Below are 13743 nucleotides of genomic sequence, written 5' to 3'. Positions count from 1 at the left end.
TTGGCCCGTCGCGCCGCCGGTGTCGCCAGTGATAGCCCGCCGGCGGACGACGCCCCCCATACGGCAAGCATCCGGAGATCGCCATGGCACGGTCCGCCTTAAAGTTCGACGATGCAACCTACGCTGCTTTGCTGGCTGCCGCGCGCAGCGCGGACGCGGCAAATCCCCATAACAATCCGGCTTTTCTCAATGCGTTTCTTGTCGACGTGTGGAAAGCCACGCACCGGGTCTACGGGGCGCAAACCTATCTTCGCTTCATGGCGGAGGCGGGCGTGACGCGTCGCCCCAGCGCCGGCACGGTGCAGAAGGCCATCGTGCGGGCACGCGCGCTGTACGAGGTGCCCGCGGCGCCCGCCTTTGGTCCATTGCCCGCAAGCGGCCCGTCTATCTGGGTCCAGCAACTGGAACAGAATCTGGCCCGCGCCATTACTTTGCTGGACGCCATGCCCGAGGGGCACAAGCCGGCGAATGAAGCGCTCACCGATGTGGCCGACGCGATGCGCCGGGTGCAGCATCTCGAGCGGGAAAATCTGGAGTTGCGCGCGCGTCTGGCGCAGATGACGGTGGCCGCGGCGTATGCGCGCGAGGCGCTGGGTGAAACGCTGACCGTCTTCGCGCCACATGCCGTGCAGTCGATGGGTGGCCACGGCCGGCACGGCGCCTGACGGGGTGGGCCGCGACGGTGAAGCAGCACTGTCGCGACCGTGTGGCGAAATCGACGGAAATCTGCTGTTCGGTCGCAAAACCCCGCGGTGCAAGGCTTTTCACGCGAGGTTGAGCAAGGGAGTGGCATATTGCGGTGTGTTGCGTTATAAACTTGACGCACCAAAAGTCGCCGCCCGATAGCCTACGGTCTGCCGTTCGACCCGACGCTGCCTGCGCAGGCGCCGAGAACCTCAGCCACACGCAGGAGTGCAATGACCGAACGTCCGACGTCTCCCCCTGAACCTCAGCCCGTGTCGGGCACCGTGACCCGCAGTGCCATCTTTCTCGTAGCCACCGTGCGCGACGACGAGGCCGCGCATGCCACCGTGCGCGGCTGGTGCGCCGATGTGGCCGCCTATGTTCGCTCCGTCGGCAAGCGCGTGCCGTCGGGGCAACTGTCGTGCGTGGTCGGCTTTGGCGACAGCGCCTGGGATCGCCTGTTCGGCGCACCGCGTCCCGCCGAGCTGCATCCGTTTCGCGAGTTCGGATCGGGCAAGCGCCATGCGCCGGCGACACCCGGCGACTTGCTGCTGCACATCCGTGCCGAGCAGATGGACCTGTGCTTCGACCTGGCCACGCTCATGCTCAACAAGCTGGGCGACGCCGTGACGGTCGTCGACGAAGTGCACGGCTTCCGTTATTTCGACATGCGGGCCATGATCGGCTTCGTCGACGGCACCGAGAACCCCGAGGGTCAGGAGGCGCTGGAGTTCACCGTGATGGGCGACGAAGATCCCGAGTTCGCGGGCGGCAGCTACGTGCTCGTGCAGAAGTACCTGCACGACATGGCCGGCTGGAACGCGCTGCCGATCGAGGCGCAGGAGCGCATCATCGGGCGCACCAAGCTCTCGGACGTCGAACTCGACGAGGGCGTGAAGCCGAGCTGGTCGCACAGCGCGCTCACCACGCTCGAGGAAAACGGCAAGGAAATCAAGATCCTGCGCGACAACATGCCGTTCGGGCGGCCCGGCTCGGCGGAGTTCGGCACGTACTTCATCGGCTACGCCCGCTCGCCCGCGCCCATCGAGCAGATGTTGGAGAACATGTTCGTGGGGCGCCCGCCCGGCAACTACGACCGGTTGCTCGACTTCAGCACGGCGGTCACCGGCGGCCTGTTCTTCGTGCCCTCGGCGCCGCTGCTCGAGGCGCTTGCCGAGCGCACCCCCGAGGTGGCGGCGGCCGCTGCCGGCCCGTCCGCCATCCAGACATTGCTCGACACCCAGGTGCCCACGCGCGCGAGCCCGGTGCTCGACGTCACGGTTTCTTCTCTTACGAATGCGGGCCCCGACACGTCGGCAGGCTCACTGAACATCGGATCGCTCAAAGGAGTTTCTCAGGCATGAACAACCTGCATCGCGAACTTGCGCCCATTTCGAACGCCGCGTGGGAACAGATCGAGGAGGAAGTGGCGCGCACGTTCAAGCGTACCGTCGCGGCCCGGCGCGTGGTCGATGTGAAGGGGCCGGGCGGGCTTGCACTCGCCGGCGTGGGTACGGGGCATCAGAAGGCCATCGAGGCGCCGCTCGAGGGGGTGGGCGCGCGTCAACGCGAAGTCATGCCGCTCGTGGCGCTGCGCGTGCCGTTCGAGCTTTCGCGCGAAGCGATCGACGACGTCGAGCGCGGCGCCAACGATTCCGACTGGCAACCGGCCAAGGACGCGGCCATCAAGCTCGCATACGCCGAAGACCGTGCGATCTTCGACGGGTATCGGGCTGCCGGCATCACGGGAGTGCGCGAAGGGACGTCGAATCCGGTACTGCCGCTGCCGCAGAACATCGCCGACTACCCGACCGTGATCGCCAAGGCGCTCGAGCAATTGCGCCTGGAGGGCGTGGATGGTCCTTACAGCGTGTTGCTCGGCGCCGACGCCTACACCGCCGTGGCCGAAGCGAACGACCAGGGTTACCCGATTCTCGAGCATATCGGCCACATCGTGAGCGGCGAGATCATCTGGGCGCCGGCCATCGACGGCGGCTGCATCGTCTCGACACGCAGCGGCGACTTCGAGATGCACATCGGCCAGGATGTGTCGATCGGCTACCTCGAGCACACGGCGAGCACCGTCCGTCTGTATCTGGAAGAGACGTTCACATTCCTGATGCTCACGGCTGAAGCCAGTGTTTCGGTCGGTCCCGCAAAACCTCTGGACGGCAAGAAGAAAGCCAAGTAAGTCCCTGAAGAAAAAGAAAAACGGCCGAGGGTGCTGTGATGCCCCCGGCCGTTTTTTTGTGGTGCCGTTCACCCATCAGGAGGATACGCGCCTGCCGGCGTGCGGGCGCGTCCCGTGGGAGCCGCCGGCGCGGATCGCGCCCGGATCTCCCGGTTCCTGCGTTATTTGCCGGCGTCGGACGAAGCTGCGCCCGCCTGGTCCGTCGGTTTCTCGATAATCACGCGTCGATCGTCGCGTGCGATGACCTTCATCGGCAGGCCGAGCGTTTGCAGCACCGTGAACTTCTCCGGGTCCACCAGCGCGAGCGCCTTGGGCGCGGACATCCAGACGTCGGCGAATTTGTCGAGCGTCGGAATCCAGCTATCGGGGGCCTGCGAGATACCGAATTCGAGCTCGTCCTGCACCGCCACCATGATCATCGGCTGGCGCAGGTAATACGGCATCGTGTGGTCGAGCGTGCCCACCGAATAGAACGGCGTGTCCGGCCCCAGGCGGTCCATCTCGGCGCGCACGGCCGGCACCAGATCGATGCCCGAGCTGCCCCGCCCGAACGCCTCGTGGCCCGAGCCGCTGATCATCGCGAAGGCGAACCACGTGGCCGCGAAGGCGACAAGCGCCTGCTTCGTGCTGCGTTGTGCGAGCCAATGCGTCACGCCGATACCGATCAGGCCGACGATGCTCGCGGCGTACAGGTAATACGTGAAGGCCCGGTATGCCGCGACCGGATTGTGGCGATCCGAGTGGTGAGAGAGGAACACCAGCCCCGTGACGATCGTGGCTACGAACAGCACGACGGAGACGATGAGGTGCTTGCGCAGCGTCTCGCGCGTCAATCCCGCCAGACCGATGCCCAGCAGCAGCGCGATCGCGGGCGCCACCGGCAGCACATAGGAAATGAGCTTGGAGTGTGAAATCGAGAAGAAGCAGAAGATGAACACCGCCCAGACCGCGAGCATCAGCGCCGGGCGGAAACCGTTCGGCTGGCGCGGCAAGGCGCGCGAGGCCGGGACAACGCGCGGCAACATCGACAGCCACGGCAGGAAACCGACGGCGAGCACCGGCACGAAGTACCACAGCGCTCCTGGGCGATGATGATCCGGCTTGAGGAAGCGGTTGAAATGCTCGTTGATGAAGAAGAAGTCGAAGAACGACGGATTGCGCGCCATCACGGCGGCGAACCACGGCACGGTCACCGCGAGCAGCACGATCAGCCCGCTGGCGATGTGCAGGCGCGTCCAGAGCGCCCAGTCACGCGATATCAGCGTATAGATCACGAGTACGGCGCCCGGCAGCACCACGCCGATCAGGCCCTTGCTGAGGACCGACAGGCCCATTGCGGCCCAGCACAGCCACATCCAGTTGCGCGTCTGCGTGTGCGTGAGACCCGCTCGCTGCGCGAGCAGCAGCGAGCACAACACGAGCGCCATCATGAACGACAACCCCATGTCCAGCACGTTGAAGTGGCCCAGCAGGCTCCACAGCGGCGCGCTCGCGAGGGCGAGCGCAGCGAAGAACCCCGCGCGCGCGCCGAATACGCGCCGGCCGGTGTAGCCCACGAGCAGCACGCCGGCGAAGCCCGTGAGCGCCGTCCACAAACGCGCTTGCCAGTCGCCAAGCCCGAAGAGCATGAACGTGAGCGCATTCATCCAGGTCTGCAGCGGCGGTTTTTCGAAATACAGATAGCCGTTGTAACGCGGCGTGACCCAGTCGCCCGTGGCGAGCATTTCGCGCGCCATCTCGGCGTAGCGGCCTTCGTCGCTGGGGATCAGATGGCGCAGGTTGAGCACGCCGAACCAGACGAGCGCGAACGCGGCGACCAGCCAGAGCAGGGCGGCAGGAGAGATCGGCCAGGGTTCCAACCCGGCGTCACGTTGAGGGCGTGTGGACATGGATGCGAGGCTTTCCGGACTTTGAGGTGAAGAAGAACTGAAGGGCCGCGAGCGGTGCTCAGCGGGATGGGGGTAGGGGCGATGGCGGCCGGATGGCCGACGGCGAGGCGTCGGGGTTCGGCAGCGTGACACGAACATGTAGTCCGCGCGGTGGCGTGAGGCTGGCGTCCTTGAGCGTCACGCGGCCGCCGAGCCGGTCGACGATCGCGCGCACGATCGCCAGTCCGAGCCCGGTGCCTTCGCCGCCGTGCTCACGCGGCTCTCGCTGATCGCTGCCGCGATAGAACGCGTCGAAGACGTGTTCGCGCTTGTCGGCGTCGATGCCGGGGCCCGAATCGATCACGTCGATGGCCACGTCTGGGCCGGTGGCCGACACGCGCACCGAGACGGTGCCGCCTTCCGGCGTATAGCGCACGGCGTTGCCCACGAGATTGCCGAGCAGCGTGACGATGTCGCGCTTGGTGCCGAGCACGCGCAGTCCCGGCTGGCCCGGCACATTCGGCGACGTGTCCACCAGATCGAGCACGATCTGCTTGCGATCGGCCAGCACGAAAACGTCTTCGAGCGCTTCATGCACGGCCGGCAGCAGTGTCAGCGGCGTGACGGCCACCACCGGCACGTTCTGCGCGCGCGCCAGCGTGAGCAATTGCTCGAGCAGCGTGCGGGTGCGCTGCAAGCCGCTCTTGAGCCGCGTGAGACGATTGCGCGTTTCGGCGTCGAGCGGCGCCGGCGCCAGCGCGCGATCGAGGTTCTCGGCCTGAATCACCAACGCGGTCACCGGCGAGCGCAACTCGTGCGCGGCGTCCGCCACGAACCGGCGCTGCTCGTCGAGCGCCTTGGCCAGACGCGCCAGCAACCGGTTGATCGACACGACAAACGGCTCGATCTCGGTCGGCGTGCCGCGCGTATCGAGGGGGCGCAGGTCGGTATTGCGGCGCTTGTCGATCTCGCCGGCGAGCCGCTGCACCGGCCGCCAGGCGCGCCGCACCGTGAGCACGATGGCGCCGATGAGCAGCGGCACCAATACAACGAACGGGACGGCCGTGCGCAGGCCACTGTTGCGTGCGATCTCGTTGCGACCCTCCGTGGGTTGGGCGACCACGATGCGCTGCGACGGCCCGATCGTGCGCACGAAGGCCCGCCAGGTGTGGCCGCCGGTGGTGACGGTGTGGAAACCGTCGGCGAGCGTGGCCGGAAACGTGCCGCCGAGTCGTTGCACCGTGAGGCGGTAATCGTGGTCCTGAAGCGGCAGGCCGTGCATGGCGGTGTCCGCGGCGGTGAGGTTGCGCGTGTCGACGAGCGCGGCGAGCTGCAGCAACTGATCATCCTGAAAGCGGTACGCTTCACGGAACGCGGCCGCATACGAGACGAAGCCCGCCACGACGGCCAGCCCCAGCGCACAGGCGGACAGCGTAATGACCAGACGAGACTGAAGCGAGCGCATCATGCCTTGGGAACCAGCCAGCCCGCGCCGCGGATATTGCGGATAACGTCGGCGCCGAGCTTCTTGCGGATCGAATGGATCAGGAAGTCGATCATGTTGCTTTCGATCTCCTCACCCCAGCCGTACAGCCGGTGCTCGAGCGCGTCGCGCGACAGGATGGTCCCCGGCCGGAGCATCAGCGCGTGCAGCAGCGCGTACTCGCGAGCGGAAAGCACGCAGCGGTTCTCGCCATACGTCGCCTCGTGGGTGGCGGGGTCGAGCGAGAGGGCGCCGTTGGTCAGCACGGGAACGGCCACGCCGGCATTGCGGCGGATGACGGCGCGCATGCGGGCGAGCAGTTCCCCGACTTCGAACGGCTTGACGACGAAATCGTCCGCGCCGAGGTCCAGTCCCTGGATGATGTCCTCGGCGCCGTCGCGGGCGGTCACGACGATGATCGGCGTGCGCCCGCCCGCGCCACGGTGAGCGCGCAGCACTTCCCAGCCGTCACGGCCGGGCAGGCCGAGGTCGAGCAGCATCAGGTCGTAGGTGTGCGCGGCGAGCGCCGCGAGGGCGGCGTCGCCGTCGCGACACCAGTCGGCCGCATACGAGGCGTCCTTGAGCGCCTGCGCCATGGCTTCGCCAATCATGGTGTCGTCTTCTACGAGCAATATCCGCATGGTGTCCCGAATGCTTCGCGGCGCAACCGAGCCGGCGCGCGCGCGTTACCTTGCCGCCACGGGGCGGCAAGGGCGCACGATAGCGCGCGAAACTTAGGAGAAACTTAGCGCGCGGCGGCGTGTGCCCGCGCGACTATGCCATGCAAAGCGACTTTTAATCAAATACTTAGCAAGCGTTTTTCATGTAACTCGGCGAGTCCGTGCCGTTTTGGCGCCGTCGCGGCGCGTTTTGCGTCGTTTCGTGAGATTTTTCCGAGCGTGCATGGCGCGGGGGAATCACAGGATGCGGCACTCGCCGTCCACGCGGAACGGGCCGGCAAACGCCAGCCCGTCGTGAGGCGCCGTCGGCGCGCGATGCGCCATCCGCCATCGCCTTACTGTGCGCGCAGTGTCTTCGCGGCGGCGACCATGTTTTGCAGGGCGGGGATCACCTCGGACCACTGGCGCGTCTTCAGCCCACAGTCCGGGTTGACCCAAAGGCGCGTCGCCGGAATGCGCTCGGCGGCCTTCTTCATGAGCGACACGATATGCGCCTGCGTCGGGATGTTGGGCGAGTGGATGTCGTACACGCCCGGTCCGATCTCGTTCGGATACTGGAACGAGTCGAACGCGTCGAGCAGTTCCATATCGGAGCGCGAGGTCTCGATGGTGATGACGTCGGCATCCATGTCGGCAATCGCCGAGATGATGTCGTTGAACTCCGAATAGCACATGTGCGTGTGAATCTGCGTATCGTCCTGCACGCCATTGGCCGCGATGCGAAATGATTCCACCGCCCAGTCCAGATACGTCTGCCATTGCGCGCGACGCAGCGGCAAGCCTTCGCGCAGGGCCGCTTCGTCGATCTGGATCACACGCACGCCGGCACGTTCCAGGTCCAGTACCTCCTCGCGAATGGCGAGGGCAAGCTGCAAGCACGACACCGAACGGGGCTGGTCGTCGCGAACGAACGACCAGTTCAGAATCGTCACCGGGCCGGTCAGCATGCCCTTCATCGGCTTGTCGGTGAGCGACTGGGCGAACGTGATCCATTCGACGGTCATGGCCTTGGGGCGGCTGATGTCGCCGAACATGATGGGCGGCTTCACGCAGCGCGAACCATACGACTGCACCCACCCGAACTGGCTGAACGCATAGCCCTCGAGCTGCTCTCCGAAGTACTCGACCATGTCGTTGCGCTCCGCTTCGCCGTGCACGAGCACGTCCAGGCCCAGCGCTTCCTGCTCGCGCACGCTGCGCGTGATCTCCGCGCGCATCGCGGCGATGTAGCCGGCCTCGTCGAGCTCGCCGGCTTTGTACCGGCGGCGCGCGGCGCGGATGTCGGCCGTCTGCGGAAATGAACCGATCGTCGTGGTCGGGTAGAGGGGCAGGTTCAGTTTGGCGGCCTGCCTTGCGGCGCGCTCGGCGTAGGGCTTCTGACGCCGGCCCAGCGACGCTTCGATGCCGGCGACGGCCGCCTTGACCGATGGGTTGTGCACCCGCGGGGATGCCCGGCGGCTCGCGATGGCCGCCGCGTTGGCCGCCAGTTCGGCGCGCACGGCGCTGCGGCCTTCGTTGATGGCGCGAGCCAGCACGTTGAGCTCGGCGAGTTTCTGCCTGGCGAAGGCCAGCCACGAGCGGATTTGCGCGTCGAGCTCGCGCTCGCTGTCCAGATCGACGGGAACGTGCAGCAGCGAGCACGACGGCGCGATCCACAGCCGCTCGCCAAGCGCCGCCGCAACCGGCTCCAGCCACTCGAGCACGGCGCCCAGGTCGGACTTCCAGATGTTGCGGCCATTGATGACCCCGAGCGATACCACCTTGTCCGTCGGCAGCGCGGCCACGACCTTGGCGACTTCGCCGCGGGCGCTGACGGCGTCGAGGTGAAGGCCGTCGACCGGCAGCCGGCATGCCAGCGGCAGGTTCTCGCGCAATTCGCCGAAGTACGTGGTGAGCAGGCGCTTGATCGGTGTGACGGCCAGGGCGGCATAAGCGGTCTCGAAGGCGTCCTGCCACTCGGCGCTCAGCTCGGTCACCAGAATCGGCTCGTCGATCTGTACCCACTGCGCGCCTTGTGCCGCGAGCGTTTCGAGCAGCTTCACGTAGACCGGCAGCAGGCGAGGGAGCAGGGCGAGCTTGTCGCTGTCGTCTTTCGCCTTGCCGAGCCAGAGATAGGTCACCGGCCCGATGATGACCGGCTTGGCGCTCACCCCGGCGGCGCGCGCTTCGGCGAGTTGGTCGACCAGACGCGATGCGTCGAGCGAGAACACCGTGGCGGCGGAGAACTCCGGCACGATGTAGTGATAGTTGGTATCGAACCACTTCGTCATCTCGCCGGCCGCCACGCCGCCGCAGCACTCGGTGTGGGCCTGCGCGCTCAGCGCCGAGCGGCCTCGCGCCACGCGAAAGTAGTTGTCCAGCGCATCGCCATGAAAGCCTTGCACGCGTTCGGGCAGGTTGCCGAGCGTGAAGCTCATGTCGAGCACCTGATCGTAAAACGCGAAGTCGCCCGCCGGCACCAGATCGAGCGCCGCCTGGTCCTGCCAGTGACGTTGACGCAGCAAGACGCCCAGCGCCTTGAGTTCGTCTCGCGACGACTGCCCCTTCCAATACGCTTCGAGACCGAACTTCAGTTCACGCTTTGCGCCAATGCGCGGAAATCCCAGGTTGTGTGTCGTTGTCATGTTCTCTGATGACGCTTGCCGCCGGATGAGTGAAATCGTGACGACGATCATAGAGACTCTCTTTCATGAATGAAAATGGTCTTATTTATGATTCTCTTTAAATTTATTCATGATGAGCGAGGCCGCGGCTTCGGTGTTACGCTCTCGCCACCGGGCGGGGGCGCTGCGTTCGTCCGCATGCGGCCAGCCAGGTTGCGTGTGGTGCCGCCCCCGTTTGTTCATCGTCTTCGCCAACGTCATGCAAAAACGTGAATTCCTGGCCGGTGCGCTCGCGCTCGGCACCTCCGCGCCGTTGTTTGCCGCACCTTCCGCGGCACCGTCCGCAGCTCCAGTCCCGCCAGCCACCACGCCGCTCGTGACGGTGAGCGGAGCCATTGGCCGCCATAACCGCGGCCCCGTCGACCCGGCGCTCGACCAGCTCCTGCACAAGCAGCTGGTCCAGTTCGACGCGGCATACGCGTTTGACTTCGGCATGCTCGCGCGCATGGCCGCCCGGACGGTCCGTCCCACCCTCGAATACGACGCGAAGCCCCATACGCTGCGCGGCCCGCTGCTCGCCGACGTGCTCGCGAGCACGGGCGCCCCGGCCAACCCGGCCACGCAAGTGCTGTTGCGGGCGCTCGACGGCTACGTCGTGGCGACCACGCTGGGCACTGTGCGCGAGTACCGTTTCCTGCTCGCCACACACCTCGACGACAAGCCGCTCGCCCTGGGTGGCCTGGGCCCCCTGTGGGCGGTGTACGATCCGGCGAAGATCCCGGCGCTCGCCGGCAAGCCGCTCAAGGAACAGTTCACGCTGTGCCCGTGGGGCGTGTATCACATCCAGATCAACGCCGTGTCCTGACGTTGCCGGCGCGCCGCGGACGCCATCACTTCGCTGATCACTTCGCTGATCACTTCGCTGCCTTGGCCGCCTGGGTGACCCCGGCGGGCTTCGTCGCGCCGGCTGCGGGCGATGTCGCGGGCGCCACCGGCGCCGCGAGCGGCGCCGGCGCAATCGGCGCGAACGGATCCGCGCGGTCCGGCGCCCGAATCGGGTCGAGCGCGTCGACGTCCTCGTGCAGAATGCGGCGGATTTCGAGGATCGCCTGCGGTGTCTCCTGAACGCTGTGGCCCGAGACGATCACGCGCTCCGATTGCGCGCCCGCCAGATGTGCGCTCAGGTACGGCACCACGCCGTCGCTCGACTGCTCGAGCGGCCCCTTCGCGTCGCGTCGCGCGATGATCGAGTGATACTGCACGGACGGTGAAATCTTCAGGTTCGCGGCGGCCATCACGTAGGGATCGTCGTCGCGCAGTTGATCGACGCTGTTCGGCACGTAGCGGGTTCTGCCCTCGGACGGCGCATCCTCGGCGCCCGTGGCAAAGTGCAGCGCGTCGTCGAGACCGGCGAGCAGCGTCACGGGCAATCTGATCAGGTTCGAAACCCAGCGCCCCAGCCGGTTGCGGGCGAAGGGCGTGCCCCGGTGGGGCGCGGCGATGAAGATCGCCCGCTCGAACTGCGGCACCGGCTTGAAATGGAACAACGGATCGAGGCGATCGCGCGCCCGGACCAGGCGGTCTTCATCGATGTCGTAGTCCTCCCGGAACGCTCGCCATAGCTCGTCGTCCGCGCGCGAGACCATCAGCCGCGCAATCACGCCTCCCATGCTGTGGCCGATGATCACGGCATCGTGCGAGGCGGCGGACTGCCCGTCCGGATCGAAGTGCTTTAGCGTCGCTTCGAACGCGTTGCGAATGGCCATCGCGTTCACCAGGATCGGCCCATTGGTCGGGTAGTACACCTGCCAGATCTGGAAGTGCTCGCGCAGGGTGGCGTCGCCCTGAATCTCGTTGGCCAGATTCACCCACGCTTCCGGGCTGCTCGCGAGCCCATGCAGCATCAGGATGACACGGCGCCCCGGATCGAAAGGCTGCATCAGGTAAATGTGCGGGCGATCGATGCCGCGGTCGCGGCCGAACAACGTGCGCAGGGACTGCTCGGCAAAACCCGAGCGGGCCAGCCACAAGCCATAGCCAGCCGTGAAATTGCCCGCGAGCGGCACCGTCTGGCCATGCAGTTCCACCGACGATTGCCGGTACGGGTCATAGACGACGAGCGTGGCGACGTGCGTCGTGAGAATTTCGTCGCGTGTGTTGCCGTCAAAGCGCAGCAGCAACGTGAGCGACGGCGAGGGCATTTCGCTGAACATCGGCCCGGCGTCGGGGTCGGTGGCGCGTCGGAAGTCGCGCGATGCCCGACGCTCGCGCAGATTGCGCGCGCCGCTGCTTCGCCCGCCGGGCGTCGAATAGACGCCATCGCTGTCCGGGCCGGTCGACGCATCGCCGCGCGGCGCCGGCGTGCGGCCGGCGTCGGCCACAAGCGCCTCGGCGGCCGATTTCTCGTCGAGCACCGCGACCAGTTCCGCGCCGAAGCCGTCGCGTCGGTAGGGGCTGCGCAGGCCGGCGAACGACAGCGTCGAAGCGGGCAGTACCTCGCGCGGACGCGTGCGGTTCTCGGCAAAGCGCACGCTGCTCGCATCGACCGGCAGCGTCCAGCCCGCGATCTTGTCGCTGCCGGTGGCCTGCACACGCCGAAACAGCGCAACGGAGAACGTTTGCACCGCGTAGTTGTAATAGTCGCGCACCTGCGTCTGGCGGTCCTCGAACGCGCGCTCGCTCGACGGCCGGTCGCCATAAAAAAGGTAGGCGTATGAGTATCGCGCCGCGCGCAGCCACAGATCGAACTGGGCGTCGTTCCACTGCCGCTCGCCGGCGGGCGTCTGGGCGATCGCCAGTTGCAGCGCCATCTCGGCCATGGCGGCAAGCCGCCGGTCGCTGTCGATTTCGCCGGCACGCCCGAGCGCATCGATGCAGTCGAGCGAGGGTTTGGCGCAGATCGTGTCGTCGAGTCCGGCGACGCGGATCGTTTCGTCGGTGGCCGCGCTCAGCTTGTTGGTCGACAGAATGTCGCCGCGCTTCATTGCGATGTATTGCTCCGGGCCGAGCGAGCGGACTTCCACCATGGCGCAGCCGGAAAGCGCGGCCAGGCATGCGGCGGCGGCGACCCGCGCGGCGCGACGCGTCCACGCCGCCAGGATCGTGCGGCCGCTCACGGCGTCACCCTCGGATCGTCGCCCGGCACGCCCTGCCGGATCTGTGCGGAAAAGTCGGGGGCGTCACCCGCGGCGAGCGCCCGGGCGACGAAGTTGCCCCGCGCCTGCAACTCGGCGTAAGTGAAGCCCGGGGTGAGACCGCCCTGATCGAACGCGTACTCGGCGAAGTAGCCCGAGAGTAGCAGGCGGTAATCGAGCGGCAGGCCCGGCGCGATGAGGCGCGCAATCTCGAAGACGATGGTCGTGCAGTTGCTCGTGAGCGTGTTGTACCAGGCGGGTTCGCGGCGCAGTTCCGCGGCGCGCTCCAGATAGGCCACAAAGACGCGCCGCAATTGCGCGGGCGGGATGTTCAGCCGGTAGAGGTAGACGGTTTCGCCGCGCACGTTGCTGCGCACGCGCAGGATGTCGCGCTCGTCGGCGGCCACCAGCGTGGCTTCGAAGTCCTTGAAGAACCCGCCGATGGCCGAGAACTTCTGGCCGCGCTTCTTGCGGATTTCGATGGAAAACACCACGCGCCTGCCGTCGGAGAAGCCGAAGGAAACCAGCGTGTGGGCGATCGCCGGCCCCATCCAGTACGACAGGACGAGGTCCGCACTGACCAGCTTGTCCAGATCGTACTCGCGCGTCTCCCAACGGGGCGTGAAGTCGGTCTCGCTGCGCCACGCGAAGTTGCGCACGTTATGCAGTGTGACGTGCGTGCCGTCCTGCCGCGAATCGAGCATCTCCGCCACGTCCGCAGCCCATTCGCGGTCGTTGGACGGTCGGATCGTCTGCCACCAGCCGAGAAGGAGGATCATCGCGAACGTGAAGGCCAGTGGCCACCCCTTGAGCGATGCTCCGGCCCGCACGCGCCACAGGGCGAGCAGGGCGGCAATACCGAGCAGCACCCACAGCGCGACGACCCCATAGCGCACGAAGCCGGGGCCGGGGCATCGATAGGTCAGCGCCATCGCGCCCCAGGCGCACGCGCCCAGCACGACGAGCGCAAGGCAGGAGCGCAGCACGTAGACGTACCACGCAATGTGGGGGCCGGCGAGCGCCTCGCCGGCGTGGGATTGCAGTTGCACCATGATCAGCAGAAGTGGGACGCCGTGTCCGACGCGCCACCCGCGGCGGGC

The 13743-nt window shown here is 66.9% G+C and carries 10 protein-coding genes; 4 read left to right on the top strand and 6 right to left on the bottom strand.

Annotated elements, in window-relative coordinates; genetic code table 11:
- Positions 1–83 precede the first annotated feature (83 nt).
- The 3 genes from PNO31109_RS04600 (at position 84) to PNO31109_RS04590 (ending at position 2875) form a co-directional block, all read left to right on the top strand.
- Positions 84–665, top strand: coding sequence for a hypothetical protein (locus PNO31109_RS04600; RefSeq protein ID WP_150554453.1), 582 nt, complete (start codon positions 84–86; stop codon positions 663–665).
- Positions 666–917: 252 nt separating this feature from the next.
- Positions 918–2048, top strand: coding sequence for a Dyp-type peroxidase (locus PNO31109_RS04595; RefSeq protein WP_150554452.1), 1131 nt, complete (start codon positions 918–920; stop codon positions 2046–2048).
- Positions 2045–2875: a family 1 encapsulin nanocompartment shell protein gene (locus PNO31109_RS04590; protein WP_150554451.1), complete on the top strand. Its 831-nt coding sequence runs from the start codon at positions 2045–2047 to the stop codon at positions 2873–2875. Before PNO31109_RS04595 ends, PNO31109_RS04590 begins: the two co-directional genes overlap by 4 nt.
- A gap of 161 nt (positions 2876–3036) precedes the next feature.
- Here PNO31109_RS04590 and PNO31109_RS04585 read toward each other — a convergent pair whose 3' ends face one another.
- From PNO31109_RS04585 to metE, 4 genes are all read right to left on the bottom strand, one after another.
- Positions 3037–4764, bottom strand: a complete 1728-nt coding sequence (locus PNO31109_RS04585; RefSeq protein WP_150554450.1) for a glycosyltransferase family 39 protein — start codon at positions 4762–4764, stop codon at positions 3037–3039.
- 58 nt (positions 4765–4822) lie between these two features.
- Complete coding sequence (locus tag PNO31109_RS04580) at positions 4823–6211, bottom strand: sensor histidine kinase (protein ID WP_150554449.1); 1389 nt, start codon at positions 6209–6211, stop codon at positions 4823–4825.
- Complete coding sequence (locus PNO31109_RS04575) at positions 6208–6867, bottom strand: response regulator transcription factor (protein ID WP_150554448.1); 660 nt, start codon at positions 6865–6867, stop codon at positions 6208–6210. The genes PNO31109_RS04580 and PNO31109_RS04575 overlap by 4 nt, the downstream gene beginning before the upstream one ends.
- A 374-nt stretch (positions 6868–7241) precedes the next feature.
- Positions 7242–9530, bottom strand: a complete 2289-nt coding sequence (gene metE, locus PNO31109_RS04570) for a 5-methyltetrahydropteroyltriglutamate--homocysteine S-methyltransferase (RefSeq protein ID WP_150554447.1) — start codon at positions 9528–9530, stop codon at positions 7242–7244.
- Between the two features lie 238 nt (positions 9531–9768).
- Between metE and PNO31109_RS04565 the strand changes: the two genes are divergently transcribed.
- Positions 9769–10374, top strand: coding sequence for a putative pterin-binding protein (locus PNO31109_RS04565; RefSeq protein ID WP_150554446.1), 606 nt, complete (start codon positions 9769–9771; stop codon positions 10372–10374).
- A gap of 49 nt (positions 10375–10423) precedes the next feature.
- Here the strand turns inward: PNO31109_RS04565 and PNO31109_RS04560 are convergent, their stop codons facing one another.
- Together PNO31109_RS04560 and PNO31109_RS04555 are read right to left on the bottom strand one after the other, a co-directional pair.
- A complete protein-coding gene (locus PNO31109_RS04560) occupies positions 10424–12625 on the bottom strand; it encodes an alpha/beta fold hydrolase (protein WP_244958125.1) in 2202 nt (733 codons plus the stop codon).
- Positions 12622–13695 (bottom strand): Lnb N-terminal periplasmic domain-containing protein, encoded by a 1074-nt coding sequence (locus PNO31109_RS04555; RefSeq protein WP_150554445.1) that lies wholly within the window; start codon positions 13693–13695, stop codon positions 12622–12624. Before PNO31109_RS04555 ends, PNO31109_RS04560 begins: the two co-directional genes overlap by 4 nt.
- Between the last annotated feature and the right edge of the window lie 48 nt (positions 13696–13743).

Source organism: Pandoraea nosoerga (assembly GCF_902459585.1).
Taxonomy (GTDB): Bacteria; Pseudomonadota; Gammaproteobacteria; order Burkholderiales; family Burkholderiaceae; genus Pandoraea; species Pandoraea nosoerga.
This window is presented reverse-complemented; position numbering and strand designations above follow the sequence as displayed.

Excerpts from the sequence above, each read along its gene's own strand:
- PNO31109_RS04580 (WP_150554449.1), bottom strand. The coding sequence starts at position 6,211 with ATGATGCGCTCGCTTCAGTCTCGTCTGGTCATTACGCTGTCCGCCTGT.
- metE (WP_150554447.1), bottom strand. The coding sequence starts at position 9,530 with ATGACAACGACACACAACCTGGGATTTCCGCGCATTGGCGCAAAGCGT.
- PNO31109_RS04595 (WP_150554452.1), top strand. The coding sequence starts at position 918 with ATGACCGAACGTCCGACGTCTCCCCCTGAACCTCAGCCCGTGTCGGGC.
- PNO31109_RS04585 (WP_150554450.1), bottom strand. The coding sequence starts at position 4,764 with ATGTCCACACGCCCTCAACGTGACGCCGGGTTGGAACCCTGGCCGATC.
- PNO31109_RS04590 (WP_150554451.1), top strand. The coding sequence starts at position 2,045 with ATGAACAACCTGCATCGCGAACTTGCGCCCATTTCGAACGCCGCGTGG.
- PNO31109_RS04575 (WP_150554448.1), bottom strand. The coding sequence starts at position 6,867 with ATGCGGATATTGCTCGTAGAAGACGACACCATGATTGGCGAAGCCATG.
- PNO31109_RS04600 (WP_150554453.1), top strand. The coding sequence starts at position 84 with ATGGCACGGTCCGCCTTAAAGTTCGACGATGCAACCTACGCTGCTTTG.
- PNO31109_RS04565 (WP_150554446.1), top strand. The coding sequence starts at position 9,769 with ATGCAAAAACGTGAATTCCTGGCCGGTGCGCTCGCGCTCGGCACCTCC.
- PNO31109_RS04555 (WP_150554445.1), bottom strand. The coding sequence starts at position 13,695 with ATGGTGCAACTGCAATCCCACGCCGGCGAGGCGCTCGCCGGCCCCCAC.